This window comes from Pseudoduganella sp. UC29_71, assembly GCF_042693265.1.
Classification (GTDB): Bacteria; Pseudomonadota; Gammaproteobacteria; order Burkholderiales; family Burkholderiaceae_D; genus Rugamonas.
Genome location: NZ_CP170549.1, coordinates 2,998,662 through 3,018,714, shown reverse-complemented (window position 1 = coordinate 3,018,714; position 20,053 = coordinate 2,998,662). Strand labels below are relative to the sequence as shown.

Here is a 20,053-nt window from a genome sequence, read left to right as displayed (position 1 = left end):
AGGCGGCGCGCTCAGGTGGGCGCGCGCATGTCCTGGTAAGCGTGGTAGTGCAGCGACTGGCCGCTGAACGAACGGCGCAGCTGCACCGATAGCGGGTCGAGGCCGCGCGCGCGGGCGTGGCGGTCGCCCTCGGCGTCGGCCCGGCAGTAGCTGTGGTAGGTTTCCTGCAGGCCCGCCTCGAGCGGGACGTGGGAGCGCCAGCCCAGCGCGGCCAGCTTGCTCACGTCGAGCAGTTTCTGCGGCGTGCCTTCCGGCTGCGTGGGGTCGAAATGCACCTTGCCGTGGTAGCCCACCACTTGGGCGATCGTCATGGCCAGCTCGGCGATCGTGATGTCGGTGCCGGTGCCCACGTTGATGTGCGACTGCTGCGGGGCTGTGGCGTTCTGGTAGGCCTTGCAGCCCATCTGCATCACGTGCAGGCAGGCTTGCGCCATGTCGTCCACGAACAGGAATTCGCGGCGCGCGTTGCCGGTGCCCCAGATCACCACTTCCTTGCCCGCTCATCTTGGCCGCGTGGAAGCGGCGCAGCATGGCCGGGATCACATGGCTGTTCTCCGGATGGTAGTTGTCGCCCGGGCCGTACAGATTGGTCGGCATGACGCTGCGGAAGGTGGTGCCATACTGGCGGTTGTAGCTCTCGCACATCTTGATGCCGGCGATCTTGGCGATGGCGTAGGGTTCGTTGGTGGGTTCGAGCGCCCCGCTCATCAGCGACGACTCGCTGATCGGCTGCGGGTTCAGGCGCGGGTAGATGCACGAGGAGCCGAGGAACAGCAGCTTGTTGATGCCATGGCGCCAGGCTTCATGGATGACGTTGGACTGGATCACCAGGTTGGAGTAGATGAACTCGGCCGGGTAGGTGTTGTTGGCGTGGATGCCGCCCACGGTGGCCGCGGCCAGGTAGATCTCGTCGATGGTTTCGGCCTGAAAAAAGCTGCGCACCTGGGCCTGGTCGGTCAGGTCCAGCCGCGCGTGCGTGCGCGTGATGATGTTGCTGTAGCCGCGCCGCCGCAGCGCGCGCACGATGGCCGCCCCTACCATGCCGTTGTGGCCCGCGACGTAGATGCGCTTGTTCAATTCGTTACCCATGGCTTCCTCCTGAAGAAATGCCGGCCAGCCGGCGCCGGTTCAATAAACATCTTTCCCGGTCCAGCCCCGCAGCGCGGTCCAGACCACTATGCGCAAATCCATCCACAGCGACCAGTTGCGGATGTATTCCACATCGAACTGGACCCTTTTGCTCATCTTTTCGGCCGTGTCGGTCTCGCCCCGGCAGCCGTTGATCTGCGCCCAGCCGGTGATGCCGGGCTTGGCGCGGTGCCGTATCATGTATACCGGCAGCAGATCGCTGTACAGGTCGGTATGCTGCACCGCGTGCGGGCGCGGACCGACGATGGACATCTCGCCGCGCAGCACGTTGAGAAATTGCGGCAGCTCGTCCAGGCTGGTGCGCCGCAAAAAAGCGCCGAAGCGGGTCACCCGCGCATCGCTCTTGCAGGCCTGGCGCACCGTGGCGCCGTCGGGGGCGCTCTGCCAGTGCATGGTGCGGAACTTGTATACCTTGAACACCTGGCCATTGAGGCCGGTGCGCGCTTGCAGGAACAGGGCCGGCCCCGGGGAACTGAGCTTGATGCCGGCCCAGATGCAGGCCAGCAAAGGCGACAGCAGCAGCACCGCGGCCAGCGCGAACAGCTTGTCGAACAGGTACTTGCCCAGCTTGCTCAACTCGCTGGTGTCGGGGCAGTTCAGGGTCAGCGCAGGCGCGCCCAGGAATTGCTCCATATTGCTGCGCAAAAGCTGCAGGCCCTGCAAGTCCAGTATCCAGCGCAGTTCCACCAGGGTGTTGCGCAGCAGGTGCTGCAGGGCGCGCACCTGGGCGGCCTGGCCGATGGGCAGCGCAATCCAGATCTCGTCGATGCCGCAGCAGTGCGCATAGCCGGGCAGGGCGCTCGCCGCTGGCAGGCGCTCGGCGCCCGGCGGCAGCGCCGCCTGCGGCTCGGACGGCAGCGTGCACACGGCCTGCAGGTGGTAGCGGCATTTGTCTTCCAGCTGGGCGCGGCGGTACAGTTCGTTGGCGCTGGCGGCGTCGCCGACGATCACCACGCGCACCGTGTTCAGGCCGTGCCGGCGCGCCAGCGGCAAGGCCCAGCGCGCCGCCAGCCGCGCCGCCGTCAATGCGGCCGCGCCCGCCAGCGACCAGCACATCAGCCAGCGGCCCGACAGGGGGGCGGCGGCCAGCGCGAATGCCAGCGCCACCGCCATCACGATGCCGCACCACGCCATGGCCACCTGGACGGCGATGGAGCGCAGCGTGCGCTGCGCGGTCGGGCCGTACATGCCCAGGCGGGGAAACAGCGTCAGCGCCAGCGCGCCGCAGGCCAGCGCGGCCAGCGCGTGCAGCCGCTCGTGCGGCAACAGGCTGAGCCGGAACACCAGCGCATTGGCGCAGGACAGCGCACCGGCGATGGCGGCCAGGTCGGCCAGGCGCATCAGGATCACAAGGCGCGCCGGGCTGTTGGTAATGGTTTTCAACATGGCGCCGCAGGCGCTGGTCGTGCTCTGTTTCATGGTGGTCATCCTGAGGCAGTAAACGCCGCGTTGGGGCCGCGTTGGAGGCCAGGCCAGGCTGGCCCTGGCGCTACCCAATATACGGTCAAATGCCGGGTTCGATTTGCCCAAACGCGCAAGTCTTGATAGTGGTCACTTGGCACGGGCAGCCAGCTCGCCGCTGCGCTGACGCAAGGCCGGAACACTGTGGTTCAATAACGGCTGGACCTGTCGGAATGGGCGAGCATGGGATCGTGGGAAATAGTGAGTGCGGCCGGCGAGCTGGTAGTCACGTGCGCGCTGGCGGGCGGCATCGCGGCGGCGCTGGCGGCGCGGCGCGCCTGGCGCCGTTTGCATTGCTGGTGCCTGCTGTTCGGCGCCGCGATGACGCTGGTGGTTGCCAGCAAGCTGGCCTTCCTGGGCTGGGGACTGGGCGTGCCGGCATTGCACTTTACCGGCATCAGCGGGCACGCCGCGCGCGCGGCGGCAGTGTTCCCGGCGCTGGCCTGGGTGCTGATGCAACCGGGCTGCCGGCGCCGCGCCGGCGTGGCGACCGCTGCCTTGCTGGCGCTGCTGGTGGGCGTGGCGCGCGTGCAGGTGCAAGCGCATTCCGCGTCGGAAGTGCTGGCCGGCTGTTTGCTCGGATGGAGCGCGGCCGCCGTGTTCATCTGGCAGGCGCGCGGCTGGCAGCCGCCGCAGCGGGGAGCGGCGTCGCTGGTCCTGTGCCTGCCGTTTGTGCTCCTGCTGGGCTGTGCGCGGCCAGCACCGACCCAGGCCTGGCTGCGTTCGGCCGCGCTATTTCTCTCGGGGCGCGAGCCGTCCGCCGCGCGCGCGCCGGACTGGACAGGCCAGCCGGCGTCGCGGCCCGCCCTGTTTTCGCCATCGCGCAGCCAGGCTAGTCTTCCACGAAAGCCTTGAGCCTGGCCAGGGTGCGGTCCCACTGCGCGGACACCTGCTGCAAATAGGCCTGCGCCTGCGCGAGCGACGCCGGTTCGAATTCGAACCGGCTCTCGCGTCCGGTGCGCACGCTGCGCACCATGCCGGCGTCCTGCAGCACGCGCAAATGCTTGGTGATGGCCTGCCGCGTCAGCTGCGAGCCGTCGGTCAGCTCGGCGATGCTGCGCGGCTGGCCGGCAGCGAGCCGCTCCACCAGCCATAGCCGCGTCTCGTCCCCCAGCGCCGAAAACAGCAGCGCCGGATGGGGCGCGGCCTGGCCGCGCGCCGCGTCAGTCCGGGTGGGCATCGAGATGGCCGGCGATATTCCGCATCTGCGCTTCCCAGCCGCCTTCGTTCATGTGGAAGGCCTCGAAGCGGCGCTCCTCCGGCAAGGCGTCGAAGCCCGATTCCGTCACCGTCAGCAGCGTGCCCGCCGGCGAGGGCGCCAGCCGGAATTCCACCAGGGTGGAGGGTTCGTTCGAGTAGTCCTTGTCGGGATCGATCGCGTACGGGTGCCAGGTGAACGAGAACAGCCGGTCGCCTTCGATGGCCTGCGTCACCGTGGTCCACTTGAGATGCTCGTAGCCGGGCACCGTGAGGCGCCCATGGCTGGGCTGCCCGGCCACGAACGGCCCGTCCAGCTTCACGCCGAACCACTGGCCGAATTCGGTGTGGTCCGTGAGCGCGCGCCACACGCGGGAAACCGGCGCCTTCAATTCAATTCGCTTTTCAATGTGATTGGCCATATGCCACCTCCTGGTTGCATATTAGCTGGCGCTCCGCCCATGTGCAACCATTAAGTTGCGCATCATTGAAAATACCGTTAGCATATTGGCCAGATTGCCAATAGTATGTCTGTTTGACCGATCTGATTGGCGATTGGCCCATGATTTGCGGAGGCAGCAATGAAGATATACCTGGTTGTGCTGGATACCCTTGCCGATTGGGAGATCGGCTACCTGACGGCGGAACTGAACAGCAAGCGCATGATGACCCGCCCGGACGCGGCATGCGACATCGTGAAAGTGGGCCTGACTGCGGCGCCCATCGCCACCATGGGCGGCATCACGATGGTGCCCGACGTCTGCTACGACACGGTGCGGATGGAAGCGGAGGACTTGCTGCTGATGCCAGGCGCCGACAAATGGCAGGCGCCGGAGTACGCGCCGCTGCTGGACTTCGCCCGGGACATGGTCGTGCGCGGCTATCGCGTGGCCGCCATTTGCGGCGCCACCATCGGCCTGGCGCAGGCCGGCGCGCTGAACGAGAGGCGGCACACCAGCAACGACAAGGGCTACCTGAAAACAGTCTGCCCGGGCTACACCGGCGAGCAGCGCTACGTGGCGTCGCCCGCGGTCCGCGACGGCAACCTGATCACCGCGTCCGGCCTGGCGCCGCTGGAATTCTCCTACGAGGTGATGAAGATGCTGGGCCTGTTCCGGCCCGAGACCCTGGAGGCCTGGTACAAGCTGTATTCCACGCGCGAGCCGCAGTATTACGAGGCGCTGGTGGCGTCGATGAGCTGAGCGCGGGGCGGCTCAGCCGCGCCAGGCCGGAGGGCGCTTTTCCAGGAAGGCGTCGATGCCTTCGCCGGCGTCTTCTTCCATCATATTGCGCGCCATGACGTCGCCCGCATACTGGTAGGCCTCGCCCAGCGCCATCCGCTGCTGGCGGTAGAACATGGCCTTGCCGTGGCGGATGGCGGCGGGACTCTTGCCGACGATATCGGCCGCCTTGCGCGCCACGGCCACGTCGAGTTCAGCGTCCGGCACGGCCTCGTTGATCAAGCCGAAGTCCGCCGCCGTCGCGGCATCGATGAAGCGCCCGGTGACGAGCATGTCGAATGCGCGCTTGGCCGGGACATTGCGCGACAATGCGACTGCCGGGGTAGCGCAAAACAGGCCGACGTTAATGCCCGAGACGGCAAAGCGCGCGCTGCCGGCGGCGATGGCAAGGTCGCAGCTGGCGACCAGCTGGCAGCCTGCCGCCGTGGCCACGCCCTGGACGCGCGCAATGACCGGCACCGGCAGGGCCTGTATCGCCTGCATCACTTGTGCGCAGCGCGCGAACAATGCCTGGTAGTAGTCCAGGCTGGGCTGGGAGCGCATCTCGCGCAGGTCGTGTCCGGCGCAGAAGGCTTTGCCGGCGCCTGCCAGCACCACGCAGCGCACGGCAGGATCGGTGGCGACGGCGTCCAGGGCCTGCTGGAGCGCGGCCAGCATGGCCTCGGACAGCGCGTTGTACTGCATCGGCCGGTTCATGGTGAGAGTCACCACGCCGCCCAACTCTGCGCGCAGCACCAGGGGGTGCTTGTTCGGTCTGCGTAGTCATCAAGGCTCTCCGCTCTCTCCGCTGAATGATAGCTGCATTCAACCAGATCTTTGCGCGCGCTGCAACTGCTGGACGAAGGGTTCGGGCGGCATGAAGCCGACCAGGCGGCCGCGCGGAATCTCCTTGCCATTGGCGTCGAACAGGATAATGCCCGGCGGGCCGAACAGGCTGAACTTCTTCATCAGCGCGCGGTCGTCCGCGTTGTTGGCGGTGACGTCGACCTGGATCAGGCGCATCTTCTTCATCTCGGCGCTGACTTCGGCGGTCGAGAAGGTCAGGCGCTCCATCTCCTTGCAAGCCACGCACCAGTCGGCGTAGAAGTCGAGCAGCACGGGTTCCTTTGCAGTGGCCAGCACGCTGTCCAGTTCGGCCACGGTGCGGATGCGGGTGAAGCGCGGCTCTTCGGCGCCGGCCGCCGCCAGGCCGGCCGCGTTGGCGCTGCCCCCGCGCAGATGGGCCAGCGGCTGCAGCACGTCGCGGCCGGCGCTGGCCGCGCCCACCAGTTCGAACAGGCCGCCGACCAGGAACAGCAGGCCGAGCGCCTTGGCCGCGTAGGCTGCGGGCTTGCTGCCGGGCGGCAGGCTCTGGCCGACGTGCAGGAACACGGCGCACAGGATGGCCAGGCCGCCCCACAGCGCCATCATCACGGCGACCGGGAACACCGGCGACACCATCCAGACGGCGACGGCGATCAGCAGCAGGCCGAATACCTTCTTCACGCCGTTCATCCAGGCGCCGGCGCGCGGCAGCAGGCTGCCGGCCGAGAAACCGGTCAGCAGCAGCGGCACGCTCATGCCGCAGGCCATGGAGAACAGCGCCCAGCCGCCGATCCAGGCATTGCCGGTCTGGCTGATGTAGAGCAGGGCGCCGGCCAGCGGCCCCGCTACGCAGGGGCCGACGATCAGCGCCGACAGCGCGCCCATGGCAAACACGCCAATGACGCGTCCGCCGCGCAGCTTGCCGCCGGTTTCGCTCAGGCGCGATTGCAGGCCGCTGGGCAGCTGCAGCTGGTAGACGTCGAACATGGACAGGGCCAGCGCCACCAGCAGGGCGCCAAAGGTCAGCAGCACCCAGGGCTTTTGCAGCGCGCCGGCCAGGCCTTCTCCGGCCAGCCCGGCGCCCACGCCCAGCGCGGTATACACCAGCGCCATGCCGATGCAATAGGCCGCCGCCAGCATCAGCCCGCGCCCGCGCGACACGTTGCCTTCGCCGACGATGATGGAGGACAGGATGGGCACCATCGGCAGCACGCACGGCGTGAACGAGAGCAGCAGGCCGAACACGAGGAAGGCGCCGCCTATGCGCCACAGGCTGCCGCTGCGCAGGGTACGCTGCGCCAGCGTGCTGTCATCTTCGGGTACGGCCGTCGTTGCCGTTCCTGTTGCCGTTGCCGCCGCTGCAGGCGGTGAGCCTGCGGTTCCGGCGCCGGCGCCGCCCGCAGCTGCGGCCGCCGGGCTGGCGCCACCGGCCGGGACTGCCGTGGCGGCGCGGTCGTCTGTGGCGCTTGCCGCCAGCGCACCGGGGCGCGCCGGGTCAACCTTGAATGCCAGCTGCTGCGGCGGATAGCACAGGCCCGCGTCCGCGCAGCCCTGGTAGCCGACGGTCAGCGTGAACGGCGCGGTGCCGGCGTCTTTCAGCGGCAGCGTCGCCACCAGCTCCCGCGTGTAGATTTCCATCTCCTTGTTGAAGTTCTCGTCGAAAGTGCGGACGCCGGGCGGCAGGTCCGGCTGGCCCAGCGCCGTGCCGCCGTTGAAGGCCAGCCGTTCGCGGTACAGGTGGTAGCCCGGCGCGATGGCCCAGCGCAGCACCAGCGTGCTGTCGCCGCGCAGTTCGCCGCGCAGCTGGAAAGCCTGCTCGGGCGCCAGAAAGTCGTCGGCCGCCGCCGCTGCGCCTGGCATGCCGGCGAAGGCCAGCACGGCCCAAAGCGGCAGCAGCCACTGGGCCAGCCATTTCGGCAGCAGCCATTTGAATACTCGTTGCATCACATCCTCCAATATCGATTCACCACTGGCGCGTGAGGCCAAGCTGGATGCTGCGCGCGCGCATCGCGTCCAGGCCGGGACTGCCGTTGGCGAAGGCGCGCCAGGCGCCGCGCTGCTGGTAGGCCTCCACCTTCAGGTCCACCGTCCAGTAGCGGCCGATCTCCTTGGCCACCTTGATCCCCAGCGTCACAGCCCCGAAACCGGACAGGCGCTGGTCCGCCGACGAGAACTGCGTGCCGCCGAATACATAGCCGGGCGGGAAGGGCGCGCCCAGCGTGGCGTCGTACACCGGGTCGAAGTAGAAGCTGGCGGCGCGCTGCGTGTGATAGCGCACCGAGGGCGTTATGCGCCAGCCGTCCGCCAGCGGCAACACGTGCTCCGCGCCCAGCGTGTGCGCGCGGATGCCGAAGGTGTCGGTGTAATAGCGGTAGCTCAGGCGCGTGGTGCCGCCGCTCCCTTCGTGATAATGGTTCCAGCGCGCCAGCAGCGTGTTCTGGTTGCGCTCGCGCGGCCGGTTGTCGAGCATCTTGTAGGGATCGGAGTAGTAGCCGTGGCCCTGGGTACGGGTCAGCGTGAGCTGGGCGATGTCATGCGGCGTCAGCACCTGCGTCACGCCCGCCATCACGTTCACGGTCTGGCGCGACTCGCCGCTGACGATCAGGTTCACCGGATCGATCGCGTCATCCGATCCGCCGATGCCGAACGACCAGGTAGTGTTCTTGTCCGCGCTGGAGACGGTGCCGGTCAGTGACAGCGCGCGCGACACGTAGTCATGCTCGGTGGAGTAGGCCGCGCCGACGGTGACGCTGCCGTTGGGCAGATAGCGGGTAATCGCGATGTCGCCGGCGCGGCGCGTGTCCTTCATGCGCGAGGCGCCCGATATGGCGGTGTGATAGCGCGGCGAGGCGCCGGAGACGTGGTCCGACGTCAGCGACCCGGCCAGCGACCACGCGCCGGCGATGGGCGTGACCAGCGACACGGAAGGCGAGTCCACGTGCACGCGGTCCAGGCCGGACTGGCTTTCTTCATAGTTCAGGTATTTCACGCTCAGCGTGCTGCGTTCCGGCGGCTCTTCGGCCTGCGCGGCCAGCCCGGGCAGCAGCAGTGCCGCAGCCAGCAGCGCGTTGCCCAGCGGAGGGCGGTCAGGGTTTTCTGTCGTCATGCTTGTCCTTCGCTTGTCAATTGCAGCCGCAGCCGCCGCCACCCACGCCGCTGCCGCCCGAAGCGGCTTCCTTGCTGGTGTAGATGTGGTCGCTGTACCGGGTCTCCAGCAGATCGCCTTCGATCAGCATCTCCGGCTTGGCCAGCGCGCCTTTCTCCCAAGCCTGGACCGGTTTGATGGGCGTGATGGCACTGCAGCCAGCCGAGGTGGCGCAGACGGCGGCGACGGCGACGATGGCGAGGATCGCGGCCGGCGCCGAGCGGTTCAGGCGCGGCCTCATTTCTTCGCCCCCAGCGCCGCGCGGATGCGGCTTTCCAGTTCCGCGCGGTCGCCGTCCCGGAAGCCGTTATGTTCGTACAGCACTTTGCCGTCCGGCCCGATCAGCACACTGCTTGGCATACCCTTGATGCCGTACTGGCGCGGCGCCGCACCTGCCGGATCGAACGCCACCACGAAGCTGGCCGGTGTCGTGGCAAGGAAGCTGTGCGCGTCCGAGGTCTTGGCGTCGACGTTGATGCCGACCACCTGGAAGCCTTGCGCACCGTATTTGGCCTGCATCTCGTTCATCCACGGGAAGGAGTGGCGGCACGGGCCGCACCAGGAGGCCCAGAAGTCGAGGTACACCAGCTTGCCCTGGTATTGGTCCAGCCGCACCGTGCCCGTGGTGCCGGCCAGTTCGAACAGCGGCGCCGGCTGGCCGGGGGAGACCGCCGCGCACGCCGGCTGTGCCAGCAGCAGGACGGCGGCAAGGGCGGCTGCCACGGCGGCCGGCTTTCGTATCGTGTCGAGGTTCATGCTGCCTCCTTGTGTACGCGTTGTTGCTGGCCCGGCTGGCGCGCCTTGCGGCGCCAGCCGATCACGCCCAGTGCCAGCAGCACCAGGAAGGCCAGCATCGGATCGTTGCCGTCCTGCGCGGCGGAACAACCGCCGCCGCCGCGGTTTTGCGGCTGCGCGGCGGTGGCCGGCGCGGCGCTGGCTTGTCCGGCCAGCGCGATGGACCAGCTGGCCGAGCCTTCGCCAGCCAGCTTGACATCACCGCTGCTGGCGCCCGCCGCTGTGGGCGCGTAGCGCACCGCCAGTTCGCAGGAAGCGCCCGGCTGCAGCGTGAACGGCGCAGCCGCGCAGCTGGCGCTGTCGGTGACGGCCGAGAATGCGCCGGTAAAGCTAGTGCTGGCCACGTTGAGGGCGGCGCCGCCGGTGTTGGTCAGCGTGAAGCGCTTGACGGGGGCGGTGCCGCCCACTGTCACGGCGCCGAAGTCGAACGATTGCGGCGAGATGGTCAAGGCGGCGCCCGCTGGCACCGCCACGCCGCTGCCAGCCAGGCTGAGATTGAGCTGTACGCCGCCGTCCGTGACTAGCACCAGGCCTGCGCTGCGCGCGCCCGCCGCAGTGGGCTTGAAGGTGCTGTCGATGGTGCAGGTGGCCGCAGGGCTGAGGGTGCCGTTCACGGCGCAGCTGCCGCCCAGCGCGAAGTCGGCCGGATGGGAGCCGCCCAGCAGCAGGGCGGCTATCTTCAGGGCCGCGCTGCCGTCGTTGCGCAGCACGGTGCTGTGGACCGGCGAGCTCTTACCCACCTGGGTGTCGGCGAACGCCACCGGCCCGCTGTCGGACAGCACGGGCTTGGCCACAGCCGCCGTGGTGCCGGCGCCGCTGATGCTCACTTGCAGGTCCGGCGCATTGGATCGCACCAGCAGCGTGGCGGCCACGTTGCCGGCGGCCGCTGGCGCAAAGGTCACGGGAACCACGCAGCTGGCGCCGACTGCCAGGCTGGCGCCGCAAGTGCCCGCGCCGGCCGTGACGCTGGCCGCGCCGGTGGCGGCGATGGAGGTGATGCCGAGCGCCACATTGCCGCTGTTGGTCAGCGTGACGTTCTGCGTGATGGCGGCGGCGCCCACGGTCTGGGTGCCGAACGCCAGCACACTTGGATTGGCGGTGATGGCCGGCGCTGCCGCAGCGCCGCTGCCGCTGATGCCGATGGCCGCGCTGCCGTTGGATGCGTTGGAGGCCAGCACGATGTTGGCGGTGAAGCTGCCCGCTGCGGTCGGCCGGGCCTGCAAGGCCAGCGTGCAGCTGGCGCCCGCCGCCACCGGCGCCGCCGTGGAACAGCTGCCGCCCAGCGTGATGAAGCCGCTGTTGGCGCCGCCCAGTGCGATGCTGGTGAAGCTGAGCGGGGCCTGGCCGCTGTTGTTGACGGTGACGGTCTGCGTGGCCGAGGCGGTATTCAGCAGCACGGCGCCGAAGTTGACGCTGGTGGGCGACAGGGCGATGGTGGGCTGGGGCACGGCGGCGCCGGTGCCGCTCAGCGCGAGCGTGCTGGCGCCGCCGGTGGCGTTGTGGGAGACGGTGAGCGTGGCCGAGCGCGTGCCGGCCGCCGCCGGCGTGAAGGTGAGGATAAGCGGGCAGTTGGCGCCGGCGGCGAGCGTGCCGCCTGCATTGCAGCTGCCGCTGTTCAGGGCGTAGTCGCCTGCTGCGGCGCCGCCCAGGACGATGCTGCCGACGTTGAGCGTGGCCGAGCCGGTGTTGGCGAGCGTGGCGGACAGCGCGGCGCTGCTCTGGCCGACAGTGGTGCTGCTGAAGGTCAGGCTGGCCGGGCTGAGCGACGCCGCCGGCGCGGCCGTCACGTTGGGGTCGCCAATGAAAGCGGCCAGGTCGGCCAGTTCGGCAGCGCTGAATTTGCCGTTGAACAGCGCGCCCATGCCGCCCTTGTTGGCCGCGAACGCGGCGCTGATCACCGATGGCGCATTGGCCGCGCGCAGGATGCCGTTCACGTTGTTGGCCGGGCTGGGGCCGTGGCAGGATGCGCAACTCGCGCCGCCGCTGACCGGGCCGTTCAGATACAGGGTCTTGCCATTGAGGGCGCTCGGCGTCTGGGCCGATGCGGCGCCCAAGCCGGCGCCGAAGCCGAACATCAGCAGTGCCCCGAGGGCGGCGTGTCGCAGTTGCCGCAGCAAGCCGGTGTGGTGCGGTGTGGATCGGGTCATCGTTGCTCCTGGTTGGTTCATCTTTAAAAGTAGGCGTTGCAGAAAATCAGGGCATAACCATTGCATAAGGCATGCGCGGCGGCGCACAGCCGCCAGTCCCGCCAGCGCTGGTACAGCAGGCCCAGGGCCAGTCCCGGCGGGAACACGGCAGCAGCCGCAAACCAGCCGGCGCCCAAGTGCAGCAGGCTGAAGCAGATGGCCGGCCCCACCACTTGCAGCGCCGCGCCGTTTGCGGTGCGCGGCACGGTGCTGCGCCGCATCAGCCATTCCTGCAGCCCGGCGCGCACCACCCATTCCTCCAGCAAGGGCGCCGCCACCAGCAGCCGCAGCAGTGTGGCCGGGTCCGTCTTGAGCAGAGATGGGCCGCACAGGGCCTGGAACGCGAGCAGATTGGTCATGTCACTCGGTCAATACTGCCAAGGAGGAAAAAGGTTCAATCGGGCGTGTAAAATAATTGAAGAAAGTGTTGAACCTCTTTTGTGCGCGCGCGTATAAACCGGCAGACAGGGAGAGACGTGCTGATGCGGAATATGGGGAGGGCGGACAACGGCGAGCCGCAATTGTTGCGGCAGATCGCGGCAGGGGACCGGACGGCGTTCCAGGCGCTGTATCGCCTGTACTTCCCCCGGCTGGCCCGGTTCCTGGACCGCATGGTGCGCAACGCGCCGCTGCTGGAGGAAATCATCAACGACACCATGCTGGTGGTATGGCAAAAGGCGCAGACCTATGATCATAGCTGCAAGGTATCGACCTGGATTTTTGCCATCGCCTACCGCCAGGGGCTGAAAGCGGTGAACATGCTGGACGAGCCGGTGGAGTCGGATTTCGAGCAGCATGCCGGCTGCGCCAGTCAGGAGCCCGAACAGGCCGCCTTGCAGCAGCAGCTGCAGCAGGACGTGGGGCGGGCGCTGGACGCACTGCCGCTTGAGCAAAGGGTGGTGGTGAGCCTGGCTTATTATCACGACATGGCTTACCAGGAGATCGCGCAGACGATGGATTGCCCGGTCAATACGGTGAAGACGCGGATGTTTCACGCCCGCCAGCGCTTGCGCGGCATGCTGTCCGCCCATATGGAAGAGGTCTCATGAGTACCAACGAACAAGCGAACACGCACGGCGCGGTGCAGGCCTTGCTGCCGTGGTTCGCCAACGACACCCTGGCAGCGGACGAGATAGCGCTGGTGCGCGATCATCTGGCCGGCTGTCCGCAATGCTGCGACGACGCCGCCTGGCAGCAGCGCCTGCGCGCCGCTGAACCCGCACTGCCTGCAGGACTGGACGCGGACCGAGCGCTGGCGCGCCTGATGCCACGGCTGGAGCGCCATTCGGTATCGGACATCACGCTGCAAGGCACGCCCGCAGCCGCGTCACAGCCAGGCCCGCAGTCCCTCACGCAGTCAGGCCCGCAGCCATGGTCGCAGTCCGCACCGCAGTCCGCATCGGTACCCGGGCGGGCTGCCCGCCCGGCCGTGCAGCATGGCGGCGAATCCGGGAGCTGGCTGCATCTGCTGGCCGCGCGCTGGCAAGCGTTCCGGTCCAGCGGCGGCGGCTGGATGCCTTGGGCGTTGGCCGCGCAGGGCGTGGTGATCGCCGGCCTGGTGTTGCAGCTGCTGCCGGACAGTTCTGCCGATTACCGCGCCCTGAGCAACGGCGGCAACGCTGCGCCCCCGTCGTCCGGCAATGTGGTGGTGATGTTCCATGCCGACACGCAGCTGGGCCAGGTGCAGCAGATCCTGCAGGCCCAGGGCGCCCGCGTGGTGGATGGCCCCACCGTCACCGGCGCGTATGTGCTGGAGGTGCCGGATGCGAACCAGGCGCGGGCGCTGGCCGCGCTCAAGGCCCGTCCCGAAGTCCAGCTTGCGGAGCCGCTTAACGCAGGGCGCGCGCCATGAAGCGCGTGCTGACATGGCTGCTGGGCTGCGCGCTGCTGACTGCCGGCGCCGCCATCGCTGCCGCCGCTGCAGAGCCAATGCCGCAGGCCGTGCCGAAGCCGCAAGCCGAGCCGGTGCCGCTGGCTGAGCGGGCGCCGCAGGCCGGACCTCCGCAGGGCAATCTGCCGGCCCAGCTTCCGGCAACGGCGCCCCAGCCGGCGCGCCAGATCCTGGTCATGCTGCGTCTGCCCGCGCCGCATTTCCGGCCCGACGCCTACTACCCGCCCGACTACCGCGACGACGCCGGCCGCGCCGCGCGCCGCCGCACCGCCGAAGCGCTGGCCAGCCAATACGGCCTGCGCCTGCTGGAGGAGTGGGCCATGCCGGTACTGAACGTGGACTGCTACCGCATGGCCGAACCGGACGGCGCCGAACCGGGCAAGGTGGTCGAAGCCCTGTCGCGCGATCCGCGCGTGAAATGGGCGCAAACGATAGAAACCTTCTCCGCGCAAGGCGGCAGCGACCCGCTGTTCCCGGTGCAGCCGGCCGCCCAGCAATGGCAGCTGGCCGACATGCGCAAAGCCGCCACCGGCCGCAACGTGACGGTGGCGGTGATCGACAGCGGCGTGGAGGCTGCCCATCCCGACCTGGCGGGCCAGCTGGCATTCCAGGAGAACTTCGTCGACGGCCAGGCATACACCGCTGAAAGCCACGGCACCGGTGTCGCAGGCGTTATAGCGGCACGCGCGGGCAACGGCGTTGGCATTGAAGGCGTGGCCCCGGATGCGCGCCTGATGGCCTTGCGTGCGTGCTGGGAGCAGCCCGACGGCGCGACCCGCTGCAACAGCTTCACGATCGGCAAGGCGATGAATTTCGCGTTGACGCACGGCGCCCAGGTCATCAACCTCAGCCTGTCCGGCCCGCCGGACCGCCTGCTGCGGGAACTGATCGACGCGGCTTGCGCGCGCGGCGTGCGGGTGGTCAGCGCGGTGGACCCGGCCAGCGCCAACGGCGGCTTTCCCGCCTCGCATCCCGGCGTATTCGCCGCCACCTCGCTGGTGGCGCAAATGGTGGCCGGCCGTGTGCTGCTGGCGCCAGGGCGCGACATTCCCACCGCCGTGCCCGGCGCGCGCTGGGGCATGGTGTCCGGATCATCCTATTCAGCGGCGCACATCTCTGGCATGATGGCCTTGCTGAGCGAACTGCGGCCCGCGCTGGCGCTGCCGCAGCTGCGCGCCGGCATCCTGTCGCACGCCGCCGGCCAGAGCTTGCCTGCGGGCGTGGACTTGTGCGCAACCGTTATGCAACTGACCGGAAAATGTACATGTTTATGCAGCAGCACAGCCCTGGCGAAGACTTCCCGCGATCCATGACCTGGATTGCCGGCCGCGGAGACGCGGTTGCGTAGAGCGTGGCCGTTCCTGCTGCTGTGCTGCGGGCCGGTCCAGCACGCGGGCGCGCAGCTCAGCGGCAGCGTCGCGCTGGTGTCGGACTACGTCTATCGCGGCGTCAGCCTCAGCGACGGCGCGCCCGCGCCCCAGCTCAACCTGAACTACGATGGCGCCGAAGGCTGGTATGTGGGCGGCTTCGCCTCCCGTTTCAAACTCCAGGACGACACGCGCAGCGGCGTGCAGCACATCGCCTACGCCGGCTATGCGCAGCGCCTCGGATCGGGACTGACGCTGGACGGCGGCGTTTCCCGCTACGGCTACACGCGCGCCTCCGGCCTGAACTTCAACGAGCTGTACGCCAGCCTGGCAGGGGACAAGCTCGGCGCGCGCATCTCCTATTCGCCCGACTACCTCGGCCAGCGCGCCCGCACGGCCTACCTCGAGCTCAATGCGAACTACGCGCTGGGCGCCAGCTACAACCTGTATCTGCACGCTGGCTCGTTCAACTACCTGTCCGGCGCGCCGCTCTACAGCCGTAGCCACACGCTGGACGGCCGGATGGGGCTGGGGACGGCATGGGCGGGGCTGCGCTGGCAGGTGGCCTGGGCCGTCAGCGAGGGCCGGCGCGGCGGCTACGCACCGGCCTACGGCGCCAGCCCGGGTTCGCACAGCAGCCTGATACTCAGCGCCACTCGTCCGTTCTGACCGTCAATACAGCTCGATGCCGAAGCGGCGCACGGCCAGCGCGAAGCCGGCAAAGCAAAGGAGGGTAATGGCGGTGCATGCCAGTAGCGCGGCCCAGAATCCGAGGCGGGGCAGCAGCAGCGGAAACGCCAGGAACATGGGCAAGGTGGGGATGACGTACCAGAAGGTGTACCAGGCGTGGTTCGCTATCTTTTGTTCGCTCTGGTGCTCGAGATGCAGCCAGACCAGCGCAAGCAGGGTGACCAGCGGCAGGGCGGCGATCAGGCCGCCCAGCCGGTCGCTGCGCCTGGCGGCCTCGGATACCGCTACGACGATGGCCGATGTCAGCAAGTACTTGATGATCAGCCAGGCCATGTGGTTCAGACTGCCATGGGCGCGGTGAGCGGCGCGTGATGCTGGTAGCCTTCCAGCGAGAAGTCGGAGGGCTCGATCTGTTCCAGCCACTCGGGTTCGTACTTGCCGGTCCTGGCGTAGTCGGGCACGCGGTCGGAGATGACCAGCTTGGGCGCGGGGAAGGGTTCGCGCTTGAGCTGTTCCTGCACCATGTCCAGGTGGTTTTCGTAGATGTGGGCGTCGCCGATGAAGTAGGTGAACCAGCGCGGCGTGTAGCCGGTCAGGCGGCCCACCAGCGCGAGCAGGGCGGCGCCTTCGGCCAGGTTGAACGGCGTGCCCAGGCCGATGTCGTTGCTGCGCACGTACAGGCACAGTGAGATTTCTTTGGTGGTGGCGTTGGGGATGAACTGGTACAGCAAGTGGCAGGCCGGCAGCGCGACCTGGTCCAGCACGGACGGGTTCCAGCCGTGGAACAGGATGCGGCGGCTGCCGGGATTGTTGACGATGGTGTCCAGGCATTCGCGCAGCTGGTCGATGGCCTTGTACATCAGCACCTTCTGCACGCCGCCTTCTTGCAGCGGGGCGACCTGGCGGTAGCCGTGCTGCTCGGCGTCGGCGATCTGTGCGGTGGCGGCGGCGTCGAGCAGCTTGTAGCCGGGCCATTCGCGCCACTGCACGCCGTACACGGGGCCGAGGTCGTCGGTGCCGGTGCGGTAGGGGTTGTCCAGCCATTGCTGGTTTTCGTTGGCGTTCTGGTCCCACACTTTGCAGCCCAGCGCGCGGAAGTCGGCGGCGCTGCGCGAGGCGCGCAGGAAGGCGCACAGTTCACCCACCACGGATTTGAATGCGAGTTTCTTGGTCGTCACGGCGGGGAAGCCGTCCTTCAGCAGGTCGAAGCGCATCATGGCGCCCGGCACGCTGAGCGTGCGGATGCCGGTGCGGTTGTCCTGCCAGCTGCCGGTTTCAAGGACGGTTCGGATCAGATCAAGGTATTGCTGCATAAGTTCTCCAACGTGGTGCGTGTTCTTCAGTGCGACAGATTGTATCAGGGGCTTAGCGTTTCACGCTGCCGCGGCCGGTCTTGCGGCTGGGCGCGATGGCTTGCGCGCGGCCTTCGGCGCGCGCCGCCGATTTGGCTCCGCGCCCGCCGGCAACGATGACGCTGCCCTTCGGGGCGCCAGCCGCAGCGTCGCGTCCCGGGCCTCTGCCCTGGCCACGGGCCGGTGCGCGCGCGCCGCCGGCCGCTTCGGCCATGGCGCGCAGAGCCGCCGCATTGCTGCCACGGCTGCCGGGGGCGGGCACTTTGGCCGCCGGCGCGCCGGCCTTGCCAGCGGCGCCGGCGCGTGCCTTGCCGTCCGCGCCGCCGGGTTTGCCGCCCCTGCCGCCCGCAGCGCCTGCCTGCGCGGCGCCGGCAGGGCGCGGGGCGGCGGCGCCTTGCGCGGCCAGCGCGGCCTTGCCGCCGGCCGGGCCGGTAAAGGGACGCTTCTTCTTGCCTGCCACCGCTTCCTTGGCGGCCGGCTTGGCGCTGCCGGTTTCGGGTACGCGGTGGTCGGCTTCGAAGCCCGGTTCTTCCTCGCGCCGCAGCACCTGCCTGGTGAGCTTTTCGATGGCGGACAGCAGGTCCACCTCGTCCGCGCACACCAGCGAGATCGCCACGCCGTCGGCGCCGGCGCGGCCGGTGCGGCCGATGCGGTGCACATAATCTTCCGCCACGGTGGGCAGGTCGAAGTTCACCACCAGCGGCAGCGCCTCGATGTCCAGGCCGCGCGCGGCCACGTCGGTGGCCACCAGCACCTGCACTTCGCTGGCCTTGAAACGCGCCAGCGCGCGCAGGCGGGCCGGCTGCGGCTTGTCGCCGTGGATGGAATCGGTGCTGACGCCGTGCGCCGCCAGCGTTTTCACCAGCGCGTCCACACCCTTGCGCGTCTTGACGAACACCAGCACCTGCCCCCAGCGCTGCTTCTTGAACAGGTGCAGGAACAGTTCCGCCTTGTGCGCCTTGTCGGTGGTGATGATCCACTGCTTGACCGACTTGGCGGCGGTGTTGCGCGGGCTGACCGAGATCGATATCGGATCGTTCAGCAGGATTTCCGCCAGGCCGCGTACGTCGTCGGAATAGGTGGCCGAGAACATCAAGGTCTGGTGTTCGTCGGGCAGGGCCAGCAGGATGGCTTCCAGGTCGTCCGCGAAGCCCAGGTCCAGCATGCGGTCCGCCTCGTCCAGCACCACCGATTCCAGCTGCCCGAACTGCACCGCCCCTTGGCGGTACAGGTCCAGCAGGCGCCCGGGCGTGGCCACCATCACGTCCAGGCCCTTGTTCAGCTTGGCGATCTGCGGTTCGATCGGCACGCCGCCGTAGGCCACGTGGCAGCGCATTGGAATGTTGCGGCCGTAGCTGCGGAAGCTCTCGTACACCTGCTCGGCCAGTTCGCGCGTGGGCACCAGCACCAGGCAGCGCACCTGGTTCGGCTCGGCGCGCTCGCCTTTGTTCAGGCGCTGCAGCAGCGGGATGGCGAAGCCGGCGGTCTTGCCGGTGCCGGTCTGCGCGGCGGCCATCAGGTCGCGGCCTGCCAGTACGGCGGGTATGGCCTGCTTCTGGACCGGGGTGGGCGTGGTGTAGCCTACCGTGTCCAGCATGCGCAGCAGGGGATCGATGAGGCCTAGGGATGCGAAAGTCATGGGGATCTTTATTGTTATTGGTCGGGAGCGGCCAGTTCGGCGCTCCACAGGGTAAGGATGTCGTGCAGGCGCTGGTCGCTGATGGCGAGCAGGTTGTCGCCCACATACCATTCGGTGGCGCTATGGCCCGGCAGCTGCGCGTGGCCGATGCGGTTGAACAGCCACACGCCGTGCTTTTCGGCGAAGGCGTTGCGGATGGCGAGGGCGCGCTCGCGGCTCACCGGCATATGCAGGTGCAGCAGGTTGGCCTGCGGACGCTGCGGATTCGGCACCAGCAGCGGGTGGCTGCGCAGGGTGTCGAACAGCGCCTCGGTGCGCTTGAAGTACAGCGGCATGGCGGCCAGGCGCGCGTCGAACTGCATGGCGGCCGCCACCACGTAGGGCGTACGGTGGATCACGTTGCCGCCCTGGCGGCGGAACCATTCCTGCGCCTTGGCCACGAAGCCGGTCGCACCCAGCAGCATGGCGCCGCCCAGGCCGCCTATGCCCTTGTAGAGCGACACGTAGACCGTGTCGAAGCCGGCGCAGATCTCGTGCAGCGGCCTGCCGTAGGCTGCGGCGGTCTCCCACAGGCGGGCGCCGTCCATGTGCAGGTGGATGCTGCGGGTGCGGCAATAGTCCTTGATGGCTTGCAGCTCGTCCCAGCTGGGGCACTGGCCGCCGATTTCGCGCGCCGGCAGTTCCAGCGAGACGGCGCCGATATGGTCGGGCAGGGCTTTCAGCTCGTCCAGCGTCCACGGACGGTGCGGATCGCCGATCTGCAAGGCCTGGAAATGGCCCAGCAGCTGGTGGTTGCCGCGTTCATGCCGGAAGATGTGCGCCGTCGGATGCAAGGCCGCCAGCGGGCTGCCGCGCTCCATGCAGGCCAGGCGCAGCGCCGTCACCTGCGCCATGGTGCCGGTGATGCAGAAAGCCGCAGCGTCGAAGCCCAGCAGGTCCGCCACCTTGCGCTCGAAGGACTGGATCAGCGCGCCTTCGCCGTAGGTGTCGTGCGCCACGTCGTTGGCGGCGCACCACGCGGCCATGGCGGCGAAGGTCTCGGCCGGCGCGGGTTGGCGATGGCCGGGCAATACGGTGTGGCACATCTGGCGCAGTTCGGCGTCGGTCACGGGCAATCTCCTGAAAGAACGTGATTT

The 20,053-nt window shown here is 68.6% G+C and carries 20 protein-coding genes and 1 pseudogene; 6 read left to right on the top strand and 15 right to left on the bottom strand.

The window, feature by feature from the left end; all coding sequences use genetic code 11:
- Window positions 1–11: 11 nt before the first annotated feature.
- Both ACFJI2_RS13245 and ACFJI2_RS13240 read right to left on the bottom strand, forming a co-directional pair.
- Window positions 12–1,089: pseudogene (locus ACFJI2_RS13245) on the bottom strand (GDP-L-fucose synthase family protein).
- Between the two features lie 39 nt (window positions 1,090–1,128).
- On the bottom strand, window positions 1,129–2,568 hold the full coding sequence (locus ACFJI2_RS13240; protein ID WP_377705435.1) for an undecaprenyl-phosphate glucose phosphotransferase: 1,440 nt from the start codon (window positions 2,566–2,568) through the stop codon (window positions 1,129–1,131).
- Window positions 2,569–2,793: 225 nt separating this feature from the next.
- On the opposite strand from ACFJI2_RS13240, the gene ACFJI2_RS13235 reads away from it, so the two are divergent.
- Window positions 2,794–3,465 carry a phosphatase PAP2 family protein gene (locus ACFJI2_RS13235; protein WP_377705434.1) on the top strand — a complete coding sequence of 224 codons (672 nt, stop codon included), beginning with the start codon at window positions 2,794–2,796 and terminating at the stop codon, window positions 3,463–3,465.
- Here the strand turns inward: ACFJI2_RS13235 and ACFJI2_RS13230 are convergent.
- The gene (locus ACFJI2_RS13230; RefSeq protein WP_377705433.1) at window positions 3,443–3,790 is read right to left on the bottom strand and encodes an ArsR/SmtB family transcription factor; all 348 of its coding nucleotides are present in this window, start codon (window positions 3,788–3,790) and stop codon (window positions 3,443–3,445) included. The two genes, ACFJI2_RS13235 and ACFJI2_RS13230, sit on opposite strands and share 23 nt — an antisense overlap.
- Complete coding sequence (locus ACFJI2_RS13225) at window positions 3,774–4,229, bottom strand: SRPBCC family protein (RefSeq protein ID WP_377705432.1); 456 nt, start codon at window positions 4,227–4,229, stop codon at window positions 3,774–3,776. The genes ACFJI2_RS13230 and ACFJI2_RS13225 overlap by 17 nt, the downstream gene beginning before the upstream one ends.
- 159 nt (window positions 4,230–4,388) lie before the next feature.
- On the opposite strand from ACFJI2_RS13225, the gene ACFJI2_RS13220 reads away from it, so the two are divergent.
- Window positions 4,389–5,009 carry a type 1 glutamine amidotransferase family protein gene (locus ACFJI2_RS13220; protein WP_377705431.1) on the top strand — a complete coding sequence of 207 codons (621 nt, stop codon included), beginning with the start codon at window positions 4,389–4,391 and terminating at the stop codon, window positions 5,007–5,009.
- Window positions 5,010–5,021: 12 nt separating this feature from the next.
- On the opposite strand, the gene ACFJI2_RS13215 is transcribed toward ACFJI2_RS13220, so the two are convergent.
- The 7 genes from ACFJI2_RS13215 to mrtJ all read right to left on the bottom strand — a co-directional run bounded on the left by ACFJI2_RS13215 (window position 5,022) and on the right by mrtJ (window position 12,337).
- The gene (locus ACFJI2_RS13215) at window positions 5,022–5,786 is read right to left on the bottom strand and encodes an enoyl-CoA hydratase (RefSeq protein ID WP_377705830.1); all 765 of its coding nucleotides are present in this window, start codon (window positions 5,784–5,786) and stop codon (window positions 5,022–5,024) included.
- A 66-nt stretch (window positions 5,787–5,852) separates the two neighbouring features.
- Window positions 5,853–7,796, bottom strand: coding sequence for a protein-disulfide reductase DsbD (gene dsbD / locus ACFJI2_RS13210; RefSeq protein ID WP_377705430.1), 1,944 nt, complete (start codon window positions 7,794–7,796; stop codon window positions 5,853–5,855).
- A gap of 19 nt (window positions 7,797–7,815) precedes the next feature.
- A complete protein-coding gene (locus ACFJI2_RS13205) occupies window positions 7,816–8,958 on the bottom strand; it encodes a DUF3570 domain-containing protein (protein ID WP_377705429.1) in 1,143 nt (380 codons plus the stop codon).
- Between the two features lie 16 nt (window positions 8,959–8,974).
- Entirely contained in the window at window positions 8,975–9,238 is a 264-nt protein-coding gene (locus ACFJI2_RS13200; protein WP_377705428.1) for a DUF4266 domain-containing protein, read from the bottom strand.
- Entirely contained in the window at window positions 9,235–9,753 is a 519-nt protein-coding gene (locus tag ACFJI2_RS13195) for a TlpA family protein disulfide reductase (protein WP_377705427.1), read from the bottom strand. Before ACFJI2_RS13195 ends, ACFJI2_RS13200 begins: the two co-directional genes overlap by 4 nt.
- Window positions 9,750–11,939, bottom strand: a complete 2,190-nt coding sequence (locus tag ACFJI2_RS13190; protein WP_377705426.1) for a choice-of-anchor D domain-containing protein — start codon at window positions 11,937–11,939, stop codon at window positions 9,750–9,752. Before ACFJI2_RS13190 ends, ACFJI2_RS13195 begins: the two co-directional genes overlap by 4 nt.
- Before the next feature lie 23 nt (window positions 11,940–11,962).
- On the bottom strand, window positions 11,963–12,337 hold the full coding sequence (mrtJ, locus tag ACFJI2_RS13185) for a JDVT-CTERM system glutamic-type intramembrane protease (protein ID WP_377705425.1): 375 nt from the start codon (window positions 12,335–12,337) through the stop codon (window positions 11,963–11,965).
- A 123-nt stretch (window positions 12,338–12,460) separates the two neighbouring features.
- Here mrtJ and ACFJI2_RS13180 point away from each other — a divergent pair, with 123 nt between their 5' ends.
- Genes ACFJI2_RS13180 through ACFJI2_RS13165 form a run of 4 tightly spaced genes read left to right on the top strand, consistent with a single transcriptional unit; the run spans window position 12,461 to window position 15,905 of the window.
- Window positions 12,461–13,027, top strand: coding sequence for a sigma-70 family RNA polymerase sigma factor (locus ACFJI2_RS13180; RefSeq protein WP_107979551.1), 567 nt, complete (start codon window positions 12,461–12,463; stop codon window positions 13,025–13,027).
- Window positions 13,024–13,830 (top strand): anti-sigma factor, encoded by an 807-nt coding sequence (locus tag ACFJI2_RS13175; RefSeq protein WP_377705424.1) that lies wholly within the window; start codon window positions 13,024–13,026, stop codon window positions 13,828–13,830. Before ACFJI2_RS13180 ends, ACFJI2_RS13175 begins: the two co-directional genes overlap by 4 nt.
- Entirely contained in the window at window positions 13,827–15,182 is a 1,356-nt protein-coding gene (locus ACFJI2_RS13170; protein ID WP_377705423.1) for a S8 family serine peptidase, read from the top strand. Before ACFJI2_RS13175 ends, ACFJI2_RS13170 begins: the two co-directional genes overlap by 4 nt.
- A 27-nt stretch (window positions 15,183–15,209) precedes the next feature.
- Window positions 15,210–15,905, top strand: a complete 696-nt coding sequence (locus tag ACFJI2_RS13165) for a TorF family putative porin (RefSeq protein WP_377705422.1) — start codon at window positions 15,210–15,212, stop codon at window positions 15,903–15,905.
- Window positions 15,906–15,908: 3 nt separating this feature from the next.
- On the opposite strand, the gene ACFJI2_RS13160 is transcribed toward ACFJI2_RS13165, so the two are convergent.
- Genes ACFJI2_RS13160 through ACFJI2_RS13145 form a run of 4 tightly spaced genes read right to left on the bottom strand, consistent with a single transcriptional unit; the run spans window position 15,909 to window position 20,026 of the window.
- On the bottom strand, window positions 15,909–16,259 hold the full coding sequence (locus ACFJI2_RS13160) for a DUF3147 family protein (RefSeq protein WP_377705421.1): 351 nt from the start codon (window positions 16,257–16,259) through the stop codon (window positions 15,909–15,911).
- A gap of 5 nt (window positions 16,260–16,264) precedes the next feature.
- Window positions 16,265–17,239 carry a thymidylate synthase gene (locus tag ACFJI2_RS13155; protein ID WP_377705420.1) on the bottom strand — a complete coding sequence of 325 codons (975 nt, stop codon included), beginning with the start codon at window positions 17,237–17,239 and terminating at the stop codon, window positions 16,265–16,267.
- A gap of 52 nt (window positions 17,240–17,291) precedes the next feature.
- The gene (locus ACFJI2_RS13150; protein ID WP_377705419.1) at window positions 17,292–18,917 is read right to left on the bottom strand and encodes a DEAD/DEAH box helicase; all 1,626 of its coding nucleotides are present in this window, start codon (window positions 18,915–18,917) and stop codon (window positions 17,292–17,294) included.
- Between the two features lie 14 nt (window positions 18,918–18,931).
- Window positions 18,932–20,026 (bottom strand): threonine aldolase family protein, encoded by a 1,095-nt coding sequence (locus ACFJI2_RS13145; protein WP_377705418.1) that lies wholly within the window; start codon window positions 20,024–20,026, stop codon window positions 18,932–18,934.
- Between the last annotated feature and the right edge of the window lie 27 nt (window positions 20,027–20,053).

Bases quoted from the DNA above. Each gene is read 5' to 3' on its own strand.
- ACFJI2_RS13190 (WP_377705426.1), bottom strand. From the start codon at position 11,939: ATGACCCGATCCACACCGCACCACACCGGCTTGCTGCGGCAACTGCGA.
- ACFJI2_RS13170 (WP_377705423.1), top strand. From the start codon at position 13,827: ATGAAGCGCGTGCTGACATGGCTGCTGGGCTGCGCGCTGCTGACTGCC.
- ACFJI2_RS13155 (WP_377705420.1), bottom strand. From the start codon at position 17,239: ATGCAGCAATACCTTGATCTGATCCGAACCGTCCTTGAAACCGGCAGC.
- ACFJI2_RS13175 (WP_377705424.1), top strand. From the start codon at position 13,024: ATGAGTACCAACGAACAAGCGAACACGCACGGCGCGGTGCAGGCCTTG.
- ACFJI2_RS13240 (WP_377705435.1), bottom strand. From the start codon at position 2,568: ATGAAACAGAGCACGACCAGCGCCTGCGGCGCCATGTTGAAAACCATT.
- ACFJI2_RS13230 (WP_377705433.1), bottom strand. From the start codon at position 3,790: ATGCCCACCCGGACTGACGCGGCGCGCGGCCAGGCCGCGCCCCATCCG.
- ACFJI2_RS13180 (WP_107979551.1), top strand. From the start codon at position 12,461: ATGCGGAATATGGGGAGGGCGGACAACGGCGAGCCGCAATTGTTGCGG.
- ACFJI2_RS13205 (WP_377705429.1), bottom strand. From the start codon at position 8,958: ATGACGACAGAAAACCCTGACCGCCCTCCGCTGGGCAACGCGCTGCTG.
- ACFJI2_RS13200 (WP_377705428.1), bottom strand. From the start codon at position 9,238: ATGAGGCCGCGCCTGAACCGCTCGGCGCCGGCCGCGATCCTCGCCATC.
- ACFJI2_RS13160 (WP_377705421.1), bottom strand. From the start codon at position 16,259: ATGGCCTGGCTGATCATCAAGTACTTGCTGACATCGGCCATCGTCGTA.
- ACFJI2_RS13225 (WP_377705432.1), bottom strand. From the start codon at position 4,229: ATGGCCAATCACATTGAAAAGCGAATTGAATTGAAGGCGCCGGTTTCC.
- mrtJ (WP_377705425.1), bottom strand. From the start codon at position 12,337: ATGACCAATCTGCTCGCGTTCCAGGCCCTGTGCGGCCCATCTCTGCTC.
- ACFJI2_RS13235 (WP_377705434.1), top strand. From the start codon at position 2,794: ATGGGATCGTGGGAAATAGTGAGTGCGGCCGGCGAGCTGGTAGTCACG.
- dsbD (WP_377705430.1), bottom strand. From the start codon at position 7,796: ATGCAACGAGTATTCAAATGGCTGCTGCCGAAATGGCTGGCCCAGTGG.
- ACFJI2_RS13150 (WP_377705419.1), bottom strand. From the start codon at position 18,917: ATGACTTTCGCATCCCTAGGCCTCATCGATCCCCTGCTGCGCATGCTG.
- ACFJI2_RS13220 (WP_377705431.1), top strand. From the start codon at position 4,389: ATGAAGATATACCTGGTTGTGCTGGATACCCTTGCCGATTGGGAGATC.
- ACFJI2_RS13195 (WP_377705427.1), bottom strand. From the start codon at position 9,753: ATGAACCTCGACACGATACGAAAGCCGGCCGCCGTGGCAGCCGCCCTT.